Source organism: Trueperella sp. HMSC08H06 (genome assembly GCF_001808465.1).
Lineage (GTDB): Bacteria > Actinomycetota > Actinomycetes > Actinomycetales > Actinomycetaceae > Trueperella > Trueperella bernardiae.
In genome coordinates this window covers 60,308-77,104 of the sequence record NZ_KV793350.1, presented here as the reverse complement: position 1 = coordinate 77,104, position 16,797 = coordinate 60,308, and the positions used below count along the sequence as shown (strand labels likewise).

The window sequence follows — 16,797 nt, the reverse complement described above, 5'->3', positions numbered from 1 at the left end:
GCTCGCCCGGGCAAACCGCCCGGGCGAGCCAGCCAGATAGGGGCTTATGCGAACAGGCGCTGAATGCGCTCCACACCCTCCACCAGGTCCTCATCGCCCAGCGCGTAGCCGAGGCGGATGTAGCCCGGCGCGCCGAAGGCCTCGCCCGGCACGACAGCCACCTGGGCCTCCTCGAGGATGATCTCGGCCAGCTCGGAGGTGGTGGTGGCCACCCGGCCGTTGATCTCCTTGCCGAGCACGGCCTGGACGTTGGGGAACACATAGAAGGCGCCGGTGGGCTCCGGTACCTCAAAGCCCTCGATCTCCCGCAGCATCGTCACGAGGGTCTTCCGGCGGCGGTCGAAGGCCTCCTTCATCTCCTCCACCACGCCCTGGTCGCCAGTGAGGGCCGCGATCGCGGCGCGCTGGGCCACGTTGTTGACGTTGGAGGCGATGTGGGACTGGAAGTTCGCCACCTTCTTCATCACGTCAGCCGGGCCGTGCATCCAGCCCACGCGCCAGCCCGTCATCGCGTACGTCTTGGCCACGCCGTTGACGATGATCGTTTGGTTCTGCAGCTGCGGCACCTCGCGCAGGATGTAGGCCATCTCGCCCGCGTAGATGAGGTGCTCGTAGATCTCATCTGAGATCACCCAGATGCCGTTGTCTAGCGCCCACTCGCCGATCGCGCGTAGCTCATCGGGGGTGTAGACCGAGCCGGTGGGGTTGGACGGGGAGCACAGCAGGAGTACCTTGGTGCGGTCCGTGCGCGCGGCCTCCAGCTGATCCACCGTCACCTTGTAGTCCTGGTCCGAGCCGGCGAAGACCTCCACGGGCACGCCGCCACACAGGGTGATCGCCTCGGGGTAGGTGGTCCAGTACGGGGCGGGAAGGATGACCTCGTCGCCATCGTCGAGCAGCGAGACGAACGCCTGGAAGACGGCCTGTTTGCCGCCGTTGGTCACGATGATGTTGTCCGGATCGACGACGACGCCCGAGTCGGCCTTCGTCTTCTCCGCAATCGCCGCGCGTAGCTCGGGCAGACCCTTGGCGATCGTGTACTTGTGGTTCTTCGGATCGGAGGCTGCATCAATCGCGGCGGCGACGATGTGGGCCGGGGTGGGGAAGTTCGGTTCGCCGGCGCCGAAGCCGATGACAGGCTGGCCGGCGGCCTTGAGGGCCTTAGCCTTCGCGTCAACGGCCAGGGTGGCCGAGGGCTGGAGCGCCGCGAGGCGCTGGGAGACTCTATTGCGTGGTTCTGTTGCCATGGTCACTATGGTCGCACGAAGTGCGCCGATCAGGAAGAATCATTCCGAAAAGCGGGCCAAGTGGTCCAAATTACAGCAGGGTAACCCCCAGCCGCCTAGACCTGCGGCGCGTTTGTCACTAGACTGTTGCGAGTTGCTCATTGGCAACACCACAGCGACATCAGGCATAATAGTTCTGACGTCTTTAGGGTAGTGGCGCAATTGGTAGCGCACCGGTCTCCAAAACCGGCGGTTGTGGGTTCGAGTCCCTCCTGCCCTGCAATGAAGGCGGCCCTAGATTAGGGTCGTTTTCCACATTACCGAGAGGACACCCTAGTGAGCCAAGCAGCATCTCGACGCGAGTCCGAGTCCAAGGGCCTGTGGCAGCGCATTATTACCTTCTTCAAGGAGGTTGTCGCCGAGCTCAAGAAGGTCCAGCGCCCCACCCGCAAGGAGCTGTGGCAGCTCTTCCTCACAGTCGTGTTCTTCGTGGCCGTGGTCATGGTGTTCGTGGGCGTGATTGACGTGGTCTTCAACCAGGCCATGTTCTGGATCTTTGGCTAGGAATAGGGAATCAATGTCTCAATCGAACGACGATATTTTCTCCGACAAGCCCGAGCAGGCACTGCCGGTCGACGCCGAAGCTACGGCTGGCGTCGAGGATCTCGAGGAGCTTTCCGTGGACGACGCCGCGGCGCCGGTTGCCGCCGTGTCGGAGGTGGAAGCTGAGCTGGACGCTCCCGAGTCCGAGGCCGCGCCTGAGGACGACGGCGTCGTGACGGAGGAGACCGTGCGGGCGCGCCTGCGCGGGCTGCCGGGCGAATGGTACGTGCTACACACGTACGCCGGCTATGAAAAGCGCGTCAAGCAGGACATCGAATCGCGTGCTCACACCATGAACATGGAAGATTACATCTTCGAAGTTCAGGTGCCGATGGAAGAGGTGTTCGAGGTCAAGAAGGGCCAGCGTAAGCTGGTGACGCGCGTGCGCATGCCAGGATATGCCCTCATCCGGATGGAGATGACGGACGATTCGTGGCGGACCGTTCAGGACACGAACGGTGTGACCGGCTTCGTGGGCAACGGCCGTGATCCGGTGGCGCTCACGCAATCCGAGGTCGTGCAAATGCTCACCCCCGTGGTCGAGCAGGAGGCCGCCGAGGCGGCCAAGGCCGCTGGAAAGCCCGTTACCTCGGGCACCCCGGCCATCGTTGCCGACTACGAGGTTGGCGAGACCGTGACACTTACCACGGAGCCGTGGGTCGGAATGCCCGCTACAATTTCTCAGGTTGACGCGGCGAACCAGAGGCTCACCGTGCTCATGACTCTTGTCGGCCAGGAAACCCCGGTCGACCTGTCCTTCGGCCAAGTGGAGAAGATGGACTAACCCGGTTTCTCCGAACCGGGCGTGGAAACACACCGCTTCTTTGCCGCCGTTGGGCGCCCGCCATCGTTGCCATGATGGCGGTTTGTAGATAAACAAGAAGGATCAAATATGCCACCCAAGAAGAAGGTTGCAGGTCTGATTAAGCTCCAGATCGAAGCTGGAGCCGCTACCCCTGCACCGCCGATTGGCCCCGCGCTGGGTCAGCATGGCGTGAACATCATGGACTTCGTCAAGGCCTACAACGCCGCGACCGAGTCCCAGCGTGGAAACGTCATCCCGGTCGAGATCACCGTCTACGAAGATCGCTCGTTCGACTTCGTGACCAAGACCCCGCCGGCTGCTGAGCTCATTAAGAAGGCAGCGGGAATCGCGAAGGGTTCCGGTGTCCCGCACACCAACAAGGTCGGCCACCTCACCGCAGATCAGCTGCGCGAGATCGCCAAGACCAAGGAGCCGGACCTGAACGCTAACGACATCGACAACGCCGCTCGCATCATCGCTGGCACCGCGCGTTCGATGGGCGTCACCACCGACGAGATTTAATTAGCGATCATCGATCGCCGTGGTAGAGCCCGGAGCGGGTTCGTTTCCCACGACTGCCAACTAGGAGAAATGCAGACATGGCAAAGCGCTCTAAGAATTACCGCAAGGCCGCTGAACTGATTCAGCCGGGTGAGCTTTACACCCCGCTGGAGGCGATGGACCTTGCCAAGAAGACCTCCGTGACCAAGTTCGACTCCACTGTCGAAGTGATGTTCCGCCTGGGCGTTGATCCGCGCAAGGCTGACCAGCTGGTTCGCGGAACGGCTATCCTTCCGCACGGCACGGGCAAGACTGCCCGCGTCATCGTCTTCGCCCAGGGCCCGAACGCCCAGGCCGCGATCGACGCCGGTGCGGACGAGGTCGGCGACGACGAGCTGATCGAGAAGGTCGCCGGCGGCTGGACCGACTTCGACGCCGCCGTGGCCACCCCGGACATGATGGGCAAGGTCGGCCGCCTGGGCCGCGTGCTCGGCCCCCGCGGCCTCATGCCGAACCCCAAGACCGGCACCGTGACCATGGACGTGGCCAAGGCTGTCTCGGACATCAAGGGCGGCCGCATCGAGTTCCGCGTGGACAAGCACGGCAACCTCGCCTTCATCGTGGGCAACACCTCGTTCACCACCGAGCAGCTCTACCAGAACTACGTGGCTGTTCGCGAAGAGGTCCTGCGCCTCAAGCCGTCCTCGGCTAAGGGCCGCTACGTGAAGAAGGCAACCGTGTCGACCACGATGGGCCCGGGCATCCGCCTGGACGTGTCGAAGCTGGCCGACAACGACGCCTAAGTGTTATCGGCAAAGGCCCGCACCAACGTGCGGGCCTTTGCCCTATATTCACCACGTCAGACTTGAGTGGGAGCGGGAAGAGGAGCGCGTATGGCTAAGCCGATGGTGATCGGGATCGCGGGCGGTACCGGTAGTGGGAAGACCACCTTGACCCGGGCGATCGAGGCGAAGTTCGCTCCGCGCACCGCGGTCGTTTTCCACGACAACTACTACCGCCCTCACGACGACCTGCGGCTCGAGGAACGCGCCAAGCTCAACTACGATCACCCAGACGCCTTCGACAACGACCTGATGATCGACCAGCTCCACCAACTCATCAGCGGCCAGGCGATCGACTGCCCCACGTACGACTACGCCCAGCACACGCGGGCGAAGGAGACGATCCGGATCGAGCCGGCGCCCGTCATCCTCGTGGAGGGGATCGTGCTCTTCGTCGAGGAGCGCCTGTGCGACATGTTCGACGTCAAGCTGTTCGTGGAGACCGACGCCGACGTGCGGATCCTGCGCCGCGTCAAGCGCGACGTGATCGAGCGCGGGCGTACGATCGAATCGGTGGAGCAGCAATATCTGACCACCGTCAAGCCGATGCACGAACTGTACGTGGCGCCCTCCAAGCGCCGGGCCGACATCATTATTCCCGAGGGCGGGCGCAACCTCGTGGCCCTCGACATGCTCGTCCATCGCATCTCCCACGAGCTACGCGAACACGGGCAGTGAGGGTGCGAGGCGAGCAACGGCGTCGTGAAGTGACGCACGTTCGCCCGCGCGGCCTTGCCCGGCTGGGGCGAAGGCGTTAGTCTGATTCATGCCCAAGACCGCAGGTCTCTTCGGAGTTAATTTCATTCAATGAAAACCCGCGTAGGTATGACAAGAGAATTATTCTTCGTGAATCTCCTCGTGCCTGCGTGCGCGAGGTTTTTTATTGCGTGAAAACTGTGGCAAACCATCGGAAGGAGGTCCCATGAAGCGGACCGAAAAGTCTGCAGAGATCGCGCAGCTGACGGAAGAATTCCGTAACTCTGACGCCGTTCTTCTGACGGAGTACCGCGGACTGACCGTGGAGCAGATGAAGACTCTGCGCCGCGCGCTCGGCTCTGATGTGCGTTACCACGTCGCTAAGAACACGCTCGTGCGCATCGCTGCGAAGGACGCTGGTGTTGAGGGTCTGGATGCAGACCTGACCGGCCCCACCGCCCTCGCTTTCGTCACCGGTGACATCGCTTCCGCAGCCAAGGCACTGAAGAACTTCGCGAAGGACAACGACAAGCTCGTGCTCAAGTCCGGCGTGATGGAAGGCCAGATCCTCGACGTCGACGGCGTCAAGGCCCTTGCTGATCTTGAGTCGCGTGAGGTTCTCCTCGCGAAGGCCGCCGGAGCCCTCAAGGCTTCGATGGTCAAGGCTGCATTCGTCTTCAAGGCATCCGCCACGAAGACGGTCCGTACCGTTGACGCCCTGCGTGCGAAGCAGGAAGCCGCTGCCTAGCAGCACCCACCAATTGTTAAATCCTCACCTGAGGGAACTGCCTCGCAAGTAGGCAAAGGAAGGAAGGTCTACCATGGCCAAGCTCACTGTTGACGAGCTCATCGATGCTTTCAAGGAGCTCACCCTGATCGAGCTCTCCGACTTCGTGAAGAAGTTCGAGGAGGAGTTCGACGTCGAGGCCGCCGCTCCGGTCGCCGTCGCCGCTGCTGCCGCCCCGGCTGCTGGCGAAGCCGCCGCTGCTGAGGAGGAGAAGTCGGAGTTCGACGTCATCCTCGCTGATGCCGGCGCCACCAAGATCGCGGTCATCAAGGAGGTCCGCGCTCTGACCTCGCTCGGCCTGAAGGAGGCCAAGGACCTCGTTGACGGCGCTCCGAAGCCCGTCCTCGAGGGCGTTGCCAAGGAGGCCGCTGAGGAGGCCAAGGCTAAGCTCGAGGCCGCCGGCGCCAAGGTGGAGCTCAAGTAATTTTTGCGGCCTAGCCGCATGGGCCCCCGCGCTTGATCCTTCCGGATCAGCGCGGGGGCTTTTCCACACGCCGGGCCGGTACTTGCATTGGCGGGCGTGGCGTGCGATAGTCTTGGGAGCCGGCATTGCCGGAATCACATGGCCCCGTGCATCGAGGAACCCTCTTCTGCAGCGACCGCAGCGAGGTGATTCGAGGATCGCGGGTGCTACATAGGTGTCGTGACCCCTTCCACAGGGCGGGGGATAGACTTCCCTACGCCAAAGCGGTAAATTTGAAACTTGCGCGGACTTTCATTTGCCATGCCCAGGTTAGCTAGGAGCTCTCGCAAGGATGCCTCCCTAGCTCGAGGTTTGTGCTGGTGACGGCCTCGCGCACGGCCTAACCGACATAGAGGGAAGGATCACCCTTTGGCTGCTTCGCGCACCTTTAATACCACCTTTGTTGACGGCAAGCTCGCCTCGGATCGCGTGTCTTTCGCTAAGCTCCACGAGCCGCTGCCGGTCCCGGACCTTCTCGGACTTCAGACCTCCTCCTACGGGTGGCTGATCGGCTCGGAGGAGTGGCGCAAGAACGCTGCCCCGGATGAGAAGTCTGGTCTTGAGGAGATCTTTGATGAGGTCTCCCCGATCCAGAACACCGCTGAGACCATGGGTCTGGTGCTGTCCAACCCGCACCTCGAAGGCGAGAAGGCGTCGATCGCCGAGTGCAAGGAGAAGGACCTGACCTACTCCGCCGCGCTCTACGTGACGGCCGAGTTCCAGAACTATGAGACGGGCGAGATCAAGTCTCAGACCACCTTCATTGGTGACTTCCCGCTCATGACCCCGCAGGGTACGTTCATCATCAACGGCACCGAGCGCGTGGTCGTGTCCCAGATGGTGCGTTCCCCGGGCGTGTACTTCGAGCGCAGCGCGGACAAAACCTCGGACAAGCTGATCTACAACACGAAGATCATCCCCTCGCGCGGTGCGTGGCTGGAGTTCGAGATCGACAAGCGCGATTCTGTGGGCGTTCGCGTGGACCGCAAGCGTAAGCAGTCGGTGACCGTGTTCCTCAAGGCTCTTGGCATGACCGAGGCGGAGATCCGCGAGGAGTTCGCGCAGTACCCGATCCTTATTGACACCCTGGAGAAGGACACGGTTCACACCCAGGAGGAGGCCCTCCAGGATCTGTACCGTAAGCTTCGCCCGGGCGAGCCGCCCACGGCCGAGGCCGGCCGCACGCTGCTCAACAACTTCTATCTCAACCCCAAGCGCTATGACCTGGCGAACGTGGGCCGCTACAAGCTCAACAAGAAGCTGGGCCTTGACCCGGAGGGCAAGGACCGTCAGCTCCAGTTGTCGGACATCACCGCCACCCTGCGCTACCTCCTCGCGCTGCACGCGGGGGAGAAGACCACCGTGACCGTCGACGCCGGCCGTGAGGTCGTGGTGGAGGACGACGACATCGACCACTTTGGCAACCGCCGCATCCGCGCCGTTGGTGAACTGATCCAAAACCAGGTGCGCACCGGTCTGGCCCGCCTCGACCGCATGGTCCGCGAGCGTATGACCACCCAGGATGCTGAGGCGATCACGCCGTCGTCGCTCATTAACATCCGTCCGATCGTTGCCGCGATTAAGGAGTTCTTCGGAACCTCCCAGCTGTCGCAGTTCATGGACCAGAACAACCCGCTGGCGGGCCTGACCCACAAGCGCCGCCTGTCGGCTCTCGGCCCGGGCGGCCTGTCGCGTGACCGCGCGTCGATGGAAGTGCGAGACGTCCACCCGTCCCACTACGGGCGCATGTGTCCGATTGAGACCCCGGAAGGTCCGAACATTGGCCTGATCGGCTCGCTGGCCACCTACGGCCGTGTCAACGCGTTCGGCTTCATTGAGACCCCGTATCGCAAGGTCGAAAACGGGGTTGTCACCAACCAGATCGACTACCTCGATGCTGCGGATGAGGACCGCTACACTGTCGCTCAGGCCGCCGCGCCGATGGATGAGAACGGGAAGTTCCTCGAGGCGGAAGTCCTCGTTCGCCTCCCCGGCGGTGAGCCGGCGCTGATCCCAGCCGACGAGGTCGACTACATGGACGTCTCGGCGCGTCAGATGGTGTCGGTGGGTACCGCCGCCATCCCGTTCCTCGAGCACGACGACGCGAATCGAGCCCTCATGGGTGCGAACATGCAGCGTCAGGCCGTGCCGCTCATCAAGCCGGTCGCCCCGCTCGTGGGCACGGGCATTGAGATGCGCGCAGCGGTCGATGCGGGAGATGTTCTCGTGGCCCGCGCGGGCGGCGTCGTGACCGAGGTCTCGGCCGACCACGTGACCGTGGAAGAGGACGAGGGCACGTATTTCACGTACCGACTGACGAAGTTCGAGCGCTCCAACCCGGGCAACTGCACCAACATGAAGGTCGTGGTGAGCGAGGGCGATCGCCTGGAGAAGGGCTCGCTCATCGCGGACGGCCCGGCCACCGAGGGCGGCGAGCTCGCGCTCGGCCAGAACCTGCTCGTGGCCTTCATGGCGTGGAACGGTTACAACTACGAGGACGCGATCATCGTCTCTCAGCGTTGCCAGTCAGAGGACCTTCTGACCTCAATCCACATCGAGGAGCACGAGGTCGACGCGCGTGACACGAAGCTGGGCCCGGAGGAGATCACCCGGGACATCCCGAACGTGTCGGAGGAGATGCTCTCCCACCTCGACGAGCGCGGTATCATCCGCGTGGGCGCCGAGGTCGTGGCCGGCGACATCCTGGTTGGCAAGATCACCCCGAAGGGCGAGACCGAGCTGACGTCGGAGGAGCGCCTGCTGCGCGCGATCTTCGGCGAGAAGGCGAAGGAAGTGCGCGACACCTCGCTGCGCGTCCCGCACGGCCAGTCCGGTATCGTCATCGGCGTCAAGGAGTTCTCAGCCGAGAACCACGACGAGCTGCCCTCGGACATCCGTCAGTCAGTCCGCGTGCACATCGCTCAGCGCCGCAAGATCTCGATTGGCGACAAGATGGCCGGCCGCCACGGTAACAAGGGCGTCATCTCGCGAATCCTGCCGGTGGAGGACATGCCGTTCATGGAGGACGGCACCCCGGTCGACATCGTGCTCAACCCGCTGGGCGTGCCCTCGCGTATGAACCTGGGCCAGGTCTTCGAGCTCCACCTCGGGTGGGTGGCGAAGCAGGGCTGGGACGCCACCGCGGCGCGCGAAGCCGGCGAAGAGTGGGCCGTGCGTCTGCCCGAGCGGGCCGTCAAGGCCGGCCCGGATCGTACCGTGGCCACCCCGGTGTTCGACGGCGTCCTGTCCGACGAGCTCAACGGCCTGCTCGCGAACACGAACCCGAACCGAGACGGCGATCGTATGGTTGACGCCGCGGGCAAGGCTCGCTTGTTCGACGGCCGCACCGGCGAGCCGTTCCCGGATCCGGTGTCGGTGGGCTACATGTACATGCTCAAGCTTCACCACCTGGTGGACGACAAGATCCACGCCCGTTCCACGGGCCCGTACTCGATGGTCACCCAGCAGCCGCTGGGCGGTAAGGCCCAGTTCGGCGGCCAGCGCTTCGGTGAGATGGAGGTGTGGGCGCTGGAGGCTTACGGCGCCGCGCACACCCTGCAGGAGATGCTGACCATCAAGTCGGACGACACGGTTGGCCGTGTGAAGGTCTACGAGGCGATCGTGAAGGGCGACAACGTCCCCGAGCCGGGCCTGCCCGAATCGTTCAAGGTCCTCGTTCAGGAAATGCGTTCGCTGTGCCTGAACGTGGAGGCCCTCGACGCGGGCGGAAACGCGATCTCGCTGCAGGATGCGGACGAGGACGCCTTCCGTTCGCCGCAGTCAGCAGGTATCACCACCGGCCTCGAGGGGCTCGAGTCCGGCTCTGACTTCTGACTCTTGTGGGTGGGGCGGCGAACGCCCGTCGCTCCACCTGCCAATGGCCACAATTGAGGCGTGAAGAACTGAGGATGTAGGAATCTTGCTCGACGTCAATCTTTTCGATCAACTCTCGATCTCCCTTGCCACGTCGGAGGATGTGCGCAAGTGGTCGCACGGCACCGTCACTAAGCCGGAAACCATTAACTACCGTACGCTCAAGCCGGAAAAGGACGGTCTTTTCGGCGAGCAGATCTTCGGCCCCACCCGCGACTGGGAGTGCGCGTGCGGCAAGTACAAGCGCCCCCGGTACAAGGGGATCGTGTGCGAGCGCTGTGGCGTTGAGGTCACGCGTTCGAAGGTGCGCCGTGAGCGCATGGGCCACATTGAGCTGGCCGCGCCGGTCACCCACATTTGGTACTTCAAGGGCGTGCCCTCGCGCCTGGGCTACCTGCTGGACATCGCGCCGAAGGACCTGGAGAAGGTCATCTACTTCGCGGCCTACATGGTCACCGATGTGGACGAGCAGCGCCGTCACGATGACATGCCCTCGCTCACGGCCGAGTACGAGCTCGAGCGGGAGAACCTGCTCAAGGAGCGCGACGCCGCCGTCGAGCAGGCGCTGAAGGCCGAGGAGCAGACCCTGGCCGAGGCGGAGGCTGCCGGTGAGGACGCCGCGTCGCGCGGCAAGATCAAGCGCTCCACGCAGGCCGACACGCGCCGCGTGCGTGCCCGCTACGAGGCCGAGATCGCCAACCTCGAGGAGATTTGGGACAAGTTCACCAAGCTCAAGGTGGGCGACCTGGAGGGCGACGAGGTCGCCTACCGCGAGATGGAGACCCGCTGGGGCGACTACTTCCAGGCTTCGCGCGGCGCGGAGGCCATTCAGCGTCGCCTCAAGAGCTTCGACCTGGAGGCCGAGCACGAGTTGCTCGTGGACCAAATCGAGAACGGCACCGCCCAGCGCAAGACCCGCGCGCTCAAGCGCATCAAGGTGGTCAACGCCTTCCTGCACTCGAACACCCCGCCGGAGGCGATGGTGCTCGACGCGATCCCGGTGATCCCGCCGGATCTTCGCCCGATGGTGCAGCTCGACGGCGGCCGCTTCGCCACGTCCGACCTCAACGATCTCTACCGCCGCGTCATCAACCGCAACAACCGCCTGCAGCGCATGCTGGAGCTGAAGGCACCGGAGATCATGGTCAACAATGAGAAGCGCATGCTTCAGGAGGCCGTGGACGCCCTGTTCGACAACGGCCGCCGTGGCCGCCCGGTCCAGGGCGCGGGCAACCGTCCGCTCAAGTCGATCTCCGACATGCTCAAGGGCAAGCAGGGCCGCTTCCGTCAGAACCTGCTGGGTAAGCGCGTGGACTACTCGGGCCGTTCGGTTATCGTGGTTGGCCCCACCCTCAAGCTTCACCAGTGTGGTCTGCCGAAGACCATGGCGCTCGAGCTGTTCAAGCCGTTCGTGCAGAAGCGCCTGGTGGACCTGGAGCTGGCCAAGAACATCAAGGCCGCCAAGCGACTCATCGAGCGTCAGCGTGACGAGGTCTTCGACGTGCTCGAAGAGGTTATCCAGGAGCACCCGGTGTTGCTCAACCGCGCACCTACCCTCCACCGCCTGGGTATCCAGGCCTTCGAGCCGCAGCTGATCGAGGGTAAGGCGATCCGCCTGCACCCGCTCGTGTGTTCCGCCTTCAACGCGGACTTCGACGGCGACCAGATGGCTGTTCACCTTCCGCTGTCGGTGGAGGCGCAGGCCGAGGCCCGCGTACTCATGCTGTCGGCCAACAATATCCTCAAGCCGTCCGACGGGCGCCCGGTCACCGTGCCGGCGCAGGACATGATTATCGGCCTGTACCACCTCACCACCGTGCGTGAGAACGAGGTGGGCGCCGGGCGCTACTTCACGTCTGTTGCGGAGGCGGAGATGGCCCACGACCTGGGCGAGCTCCACCTTAACGCCCCGGTTCACATCCGCTGGAAGGCTGACGAGATCATCCCGCCGCGCGATTGGGCTGCGCCCGAGGGGTACGAGGAGGGCGACGACGTCATCCTCACCACCACGCTCGGCACCGCCCTGTTCAACGACGCCCTTCCCACCACGTTCCCGTTCGTCAACGAGCCCGTGGGCAAGAAGGTGCTGGGCGGCATCGTCAACGAGCTTGCCGAGCGTTACCCGAAGGTCGACGCGGCGGCGTCGTTGGACGCGCTGAAGGAGACGGGCTTCTACTGGGGTGGCCGCTCCGGCGTGACCATCGCGGTGTCTGACGTGATCGCGCCTGCGAACAAGACGAAGATCCTGGAGGAGGCCGAGGAGCGCGCTGCGAAGATCGAGCAGGACTTCCAGGAAGGCAACATCCGCGACGAGGACCGCCGCCGTGACCTGGTGGCCCTGTGGACTGAGGTGACCAACATGGTTGCCGACGAGATGCGCAAGAACTTCGACGACCTGAACAACATCAACCAGATGGTTCAGTCCGGGGCGCGAGGCAACTGGATGCAGATTCGTCAGGTTGCCGGTATGCGTGGCCTCGTGGCCGACCCGAAGGGCGAGATCATTCCGCGTCCGATCAAGTCGAACTACCGCGAGGGCCTGTCGGCGCTCGAGTACTTCACCGCAACGCACGGTGCGCGTAAGGGTCTGGCCGATACCGCTCTGCGTACGGCTGACTCGGGCTACCTGACCCGTCGTCTGGTGGACGTGGCGCAGGACGTCATCGTTCGCGAGGCCGACTGCGGCACCAGCCGCGGCCTGCCCAAGCCGATCGTGGCACTCGATTCCGACGGCAACGAGCTGCGCCTGGCCACGGTGGACGGCGTTCCGACCGAGGTCACCGAGAAGGAGGTCTCGGCCGCCGAGTGGGCATCCGCCGAGCTCATCCGTTCCGAAGACATCGACACGTCGGTCTACGCACGCACGCTCGCCAAGGATGCGCTGGACGCCGACGGGAATGTCGTCGTCGCGGCCGGCACCGACATCGGCGACGTCGCACTCGAGAACCTGCTCGCCGCGGGGATCAAGCAGATCCACGTGCGCTCGGTCCTCACCTGTGACTCGCGCGTGGGCACGTGCGCCAAGTGCTACGGCCGATCGCTCGCCACCGGCAAGCTGGTGGACATCGGCGAGGCCGTGGGCATCGTGGCCGCCCAGTCGATTGGCGAGCCCGGCACCCAGCTGACGATGCGTACCTTCCACACGGGTGGTGCGGCGTCGGCCGAGGACATCACCCAGGGTCTGCCGCGTGTCCAGGAGCTCTTCGAGGCGCGCACCCCGAAGGGTGAGGCGCCGATCGCTGAGGCCGCCGGCCGCCTTGAGATCGAGGACCTTGAGCGTTCCCGCCGCCTCATCATCAAGCGCGACGACGGCGACGAGGACCTCACCTACCTGGTGGCCAAGCGCGCCAAGCTCCTCGTGCCCGAGGGCGCTCACGTACCGGTGGGCCAGCAGCTGGTTGAGGGTTCGGTTGACCCGAAGAAGGTGCTGCGTATCTCCGGCCGCCGCGTGGCCCAGCTCCACCTCGTGTCCGAGGTGCAGAACGTGTACCGCTCGCAGGGCGTGGAGATCCACGACAAGCACATCGAGGTCATCGTGCGCCAGATGTTGCGCCGCGTCACCGTTCTCGAGGCCGGCACCACCACGTTGCTCCCGGGTGAGCTGGTGGACGTGGCCCAGTTCGAGCAGGCCAACCGCGCCGCGATGGCGGAAGGCGGGAAGCCGGCGTCGGGCCGTCCGGAGCTGATGGGTATCACGAAGGCGTCGCTGGCCACCGACTCGTGGCTGTCCGCGGCGTCCTTCCAGGAGACCACGAAGGTGTTGACGGAGGCGGCGCTCAACGCGAAGTCCGATCCGCTTGATGGTCTGAAGGAGAACGTCATCCTCGGTAAGCTCATCCCGGCCGGTACCGGCCTGGAGCAGCTGCGCCACGTCAAGGTGGAGCCGACGTCGGAGGCTCGTTCGGAGTACGAGCAGCTCAACACGTTCGGCGGCCTGGATTCGTTCGACGACATCTACGGTTACAGCTCGCTTGACGACTACGACACGTCGATGGGCTACGGATACGGTCTGAACTTCTAGGGCTGCGAAGAATGTGAGGCTGGGCCGGATTCTTTCCGGCCCAGCCTCGTTTTGTGCGGACCTGCGCTGGCGGGGGCGTGACGTGCGCGACTTGGTGCTTTCACGGCGGCGCTTTCCATCCGCCTTGCCTTTCCCGTTGCTCTCGCCTATGGGGAGACCACTCATTTAGCGACCGTTTCTACTGCGGCTGTCGATGCCCGGCCCGGACCGAGCCTCGCCTTGGCCGAGGGTAACCCGGCGGAGGAGATCGCGCAGGTCCAGCAGTCCTCCCTGCTGTCGCACTTCCCGTGGGGGCGTCATCTTCACGGTGGTCGCCGTCGTGGCCGTGTACCTGTGGCGTAGCGGCTACGCCCGACACAAGTCGTGAACCTGGGGCCAACCAGGCTCCTATAGGATTCGGCAGCCGACATATTCACGAGCTTTGCGCACCACGCGCTGAACTGGGAAGAGCCGCTAATCCAGGTCGACGAGGTTGACACCGGGGAAGATGACGTGTTCTGCCTGCGGGTAGAGCTTGCCACCGCATTCGAATCCATCTGGGATCTCATGCGTGACGCTGGTCTCGAAAGACTCGCCGACCTTGATGGTGACGTCTCCGACCGTGATCGACTTGGCGTCGCTCGCAGATACCGGCTCGGAAAAGACGATGAGCGTATCGTCCCCGACAATGGGGCAGGCGTACCCCTCCGCAACGTCGATGCGGGTGAGAGTGTTCAGTTTAGCGGCTAGGGGGCCTTCCGTCTCGCGCGGGAGGGTGGGCACAGTAAGCGCCTCGGAATTCGTGCATGCGGCGAGGGCTGCCAGATACAGCGCCGCGGTTATCAAAACCTTGTGCTTCATCATGGTCCTTCCTTACTAGAGCATCAGCCGCGCGGCATATGTGGCGGCGATCTTGCGCCAATCCACTACGTATGTAGTCGACTTTCCGATGAGCGGGTTCTTGATTCCAGAGACGATTCCGGTGACCTTCACGCTGGATCCGAAGTCTGCATATGCCATTCCGCCGGAATCCCGCGTTGCGAGTGACATCGCGGTCTCGATGAACACTTGAACCCTGGGTGATTCGGGCGCGCGGCTTGCCGTTGTCGAGGAATCGAGCAGGTAGTCCGCGGGAAGAGCCAGGACTTGCTGGTCTCTTTAGGGCTATAGAAGTAGTAGCGGCTCAAATACGGATCTATGTCCGTGATGCTATCGAACGTGGTCAATGGCGTGAGGGCTCAGGAAGCCCGCAGGGGCGCGCAGTTAGTCGGCGTCCGAACGCCGGGTCAGATCCGCCTCCAGCGGCTTGACCGCCGGCGCGCGCGTGATGAGCTTGTGCCCAGCCCACAGCGCCAGGAACAGCGGCAGGCCGATGTAGCTGGACAGCAGCGACATGAACTCCGTGTCGCCCAGGAGTGCCTCGGTGTTCTGGCCGACGATCACCACCAGCGTCATCGCGAGCGCCAGGAGCGGTCCGAGGGGGAAGAACGACGCGCGGAAAGGCAGCTCGGCGGGGTCGTGGCCCTGAGCCACGTACGCCTTGCGGAACTTGTAGTGGCTCCACGCGATGCCCACCCAGGTGATGAACCCGGCCAGCCCGGAGGCGTTGACGAGCCAGGTGTAGGCTTCGCCGTCGCCGATGAGGGAGGTGAGGAAGGAGGCCGCGCCCACCGCCGTGGTGGCGAGCAGGGCGGCCATGGGGATGCCGCGCCGGGTCGTCGTCGCGAAAATCGCGGGAGCCTGGCCGGACTTGGCAAGGCCGTAAAGCATGCGGGTGGAGGCGTACAGCCCCGAGGTGCCGGCCGACAGCACCGAGGTGAGGATGACTGCGTTCATGATCGCGGCCGCCGCGGCGATGCCGGCACGCTCGAAGACGAGGGTGAAGGGGGACAGAGCGATGTCGCCGCCAGGGTTGAGGAGCGCGGGATCGGTGTAGGGCAGGAGGAAGCCGATGACGGCGATGGCGCCGATGTAGAAGATGAGGATGCGCCAGAAGACGGCATGGATGGCGCGGGGGATGGTGCGGTCGGGGTCCTGGGCCTCGCCGGCCGCGATGCCGACCATCTCGGTGCCCTGGAAGGAGAAGCCGGCGATCATGAACACGGACAGGATGCCGAGCCCGCCGCCCACGAACGGGGCGTCGCCCGTGGTCCAGTTCGCGGTGCCGGGGGAGGTGCCGCCCATGATGCCCGCGATCATGAGCACGCCGAGGCCGAGGAAGACGAGGACCGTGACCACCTTGATTGCGGCGAACCAGAATTCGCCCTCGCCAAACGTGCGCGCGGAGATCGCATTAATAAGGAAAAGGATGACGAGGAAGATTGCCGACCACACGATCGACGGCGTATCCGGGAACCAGTAGGCCATGACGAGCGCGGCGGCCACGAGCTCGGCGGCCACGGTGATCGCCCAGTTGAACCAGTAATTCCACCCCATCGCGAACCCGAACGATGGGCTGACGTAGCGCGTGCCGTACTCGCCGAAGGAACCGGCAACGGGGGAGTAGGTGGCCATCTCACCCAGCGACTGCATGAGGAAGAAGACCATGATGCCGATCAGCGCGTAGGCGAGCAGGGCGCCGCCGGGGCCGGCCTGGGAGATTGTGGCGCCGGAAGCGACGAACAGCCCCGTGCCGATCGCGCCGCCGATGGCGATCATGTTGAGGTGGCGGGCGCGAAGGCCGCGGTGAAGGCGGCCGGCGGAGGCGGGCGCGCTATGTTGGGTGGGGTCGGTGGTCATGGCAGGCTCCATCATGGGCGAACGTCAATCGTTGTGCATCCTACACCCGGCCGCAGGCAGACCTTCGGAGGCGTCTACGACTCGGGCGTGCCGGCGTGGTGAGTTCCCTCATGTTCGCCCCTGCCGGACGGCCCTGGGAACGACGCCGTGTGGGTAGCGCCACGCACGCGTTTCGGTCACAATCTTTGACCGGATTGGCGCGCTAACGCTATTCTGGAACGCGGTGCCCGTCCCACGGGGTGGCGTTGCGGCGCCGGATTGG

The 16,797-nt window shown here is 64.3% G+C and carries 12 protein-coding genes and 1 tRNA gene; 10 read left to right on the top strand and 3 right to left on the bottom strand.

Annotated elements, in window-relative coordinates; genetic code table 11:
• Positions 1–44 precede the first annotated feature (44 nt).
• On the bottom strand, positions 45–1,247 hold the full coding sequence (locus HMPREF3174_RS04510) for a pyridoxal phosphate-dependent aminotransferase (protein ID WP_070448059.1): 1,203 nt from the start codon (positions 1,245–1,247) through the stop codon (positions 45–47).
• A gap of 186 nt (positions 1,248–1,433) precedes the next feature.
• Here HMPREF3174_RS04510 and HMPREF3174_RS04505 point away from each other — a divergent pair.
• The 10 genes from HMPREF3174_RS04505 to rpoC all read left to right on the top strand — a co-directional run bounded on the left by HMPREF3174_RS04505 (position 1,434) and on the right by rpoC (position 13,817).
• A tRNA-Trp gene (locus HMPREF3174_RS04505) sits at positions 1,434–1,506 on the top strand.
• 56 nt (positions 1,507–1,562) lie between these two features.
• The gene (secE, locus tag HMPREF3174_RS04500; protein WP_062613599.1) at positions 1,563–1,790 is read left to right on the top strand and encodes a preprotein translocase subunit SecE; all 228 of its coding nucleotides are present in this window, start codon (positions 1,563–1,565) and stop codon (positions 1,788–1,790) included.
• A 13-nt stretch (positions 1,791–1,803) separates the two neighbouring features.
• A complete protein-coding gene (nusG, locus tag HMPREF3174_RS04495) occupies positions 1,804–2,613 on the top strand; it encodes a transcription termination/antitermination protein NusG (RefSeq protein ID WP_070448056.1) in 810 nt (269 codons plus the stop codon).
• A 108-nt stretch (positions 2,614–2,721) separates the two neighbouring features.
• Positions 2,722–3,156 carry a 50S ribosomal protein L11 gene (rplK, locus tag HMPREF3174_RS04490; RefSeq protein WP_062613597.1) on the top strand — a complete coding sequence of 145 codons (435 nt, stop codon included), beginning with the start codon at positions 2,722–2,724 and terminating at the stop codon, positions 3,154–3,156.
• Between the two features lie 77 nt (positions 3,157–3,233).
• Positions 3,234–3,938, top strand: coding sequence for a 50S ribosomal protein L1 (rplA, locus tag HMPREF3174_RS04485; protein ID WP_062613596.1), 705 nt, complete (start codon positions 3,234–3,236; stop codon positions 3,936–3,938).
• Positions 3,939–4,028: 90 nt separating this feature from the next.
• A complete protein-coding gene (gene udk, locus HMPREF3174_RS04480; RefSeq protein ID WP_062613595.1) occupies positions 4,029–4,655 on the top strand; it encodes a uridine kinase in 627 nt (208 codons plus the stop codon).
• Positions 4,656–4,899: 244 nt separating this feature from the next.
• Entirely contained in the window at positions 4,900–5,421 is a 522-nt protein-coding gene (gene rplJ / locus HMPREF3174_RS04475; protein ID WP_068538832.1) for a 50S ribosomal protein L10, read from the top strand.
• Between the two features lie 73 nt (positions 5,422–5,494).
• A complete protein-coding gene (rplL, locus tag HMPREF3174_RS04470) occupies positions 5,495–5,884 on the top strand; it encodes a 50S ribosomal protein L7/L12 (protein WP_062613593.1) in 390 nt (129 codons plus the stop codon).
• Between the two features lie 408 nt (positions 5,885–6,292).
• On the top strand, positions 6,293–9,757 hold the full coding sequence (locus HMPREF3174_RS04465; protein ID WP_062613592.1) for a DNA-directed RNA polymerase subunit beta: 3,465 nt from the start codon (positions 6,293–6,295) through the stop codon (positions 9,755–9,757).
• 85 nt (positions 9,758–9,842) lie between these two features.
• Entirely contained in the window at positions 9,843–13,817 is a 3,975-nt protein-coding gene (rpoC, locus tag HMPREF3174_RS04460; protein WP_070444891.1) for a DNA-directed RNA polymerase subunit beta', read from the top strand.
• A gap of 453 nt (positions 13,818–14,270) precedes the next feature.
• Here the strand turns inward: rpoC and HMPREF3174_RS04455 are convergent, their stop codons facing one another.
• A complete protein-coding gene (locus tag HMPREF3174_RS04455) occupies positions 14,271–14,660 on the bottom strand; it encodes a hypothetical protein (RefSeq protein ID WP_068538834.1) in 390 nt (129 codons plus the stop codon).
• Between the two features lie 399 nt (positions 14,661–15,059).
• On the bottom strand, positions 15,060–16,535 hold the full coding sequence (locus HMPREF3174_RS04445) for an amino acid permease (RefSeq protein ID WP_148132167.1): 1,476 nt from the start codon (positions 16,533–16,535) through the stop codon (positions 15,060–15,062).
• Positions 16,536–16,797: the final 262 nt, after the last annotated feature.

Excerpts from the sequence above, each read along its gene's own strand:
- rplJ (WP_068538832.1), top strand. The coding sequence starts at position 4,900 with ATGAAGCGGACCGAAAAGTCTGCAGAGATCGCGCAGCTGACGGAAGAA.
- nusG (WP_070448056.1), top strand. The coding sequence starts at position 1,804 with ATGTCTCAATCGAACGACGATATTTTCTCCGACAAGCCCGAGCAGGCA.
- rplK (WP_062613597.1), top strand. The coding sequence starts at position 2,722 with ATGCCACCCAAGAAGAAGGTTGCAGGTCTGATTAAGCTCCAGATCGAA.
- HMPREF3174_RS04445 (WP_148132167.1), bottom strand. The coding sequence starts at position 16,535 with ATGACCACCGACCCCACCCAACATAGCGCGCCCGCCTCCGCCGGCCGC.
- HMPREF3174_RS04510 (WP_070448059.1), bottom strand. The coding sequence starts at position 1,247 with ATGGCAACAGAACCACGCAATAGAGTCTCCCAGCGCCTCGCGGCGCTC.
- udk (WP_062613595.1), top strand. The coding sequence starts at position 4,029 with ATGGCTAAGCCGATGGTGATCGGGATCGCGGGCGGTACCGGTAGTGGG.
- rplL (WP_062613593.1), top strand. The coding sequence starts at position 5,495 with ATGGCCAAGCTCACTGTTGACGAGCTCATCGATGCTTTCAAGGAGCTC.
- HMPREF3174_RS04455 (WP_068538834.1), bottom strand. The coding sequence starts at position 14,660 with ATGATGAAGCACAAGGTTTTGATAACCGCGGCGCTGTATCTGGCAGCC.
- rplA (WP_062613596.1), top strand. The coding sequence starts at position 3,234 with ATGGCAAAGCGCTCTAAGAATTACCGCAAGGCCGCTGAACTGATTCAG.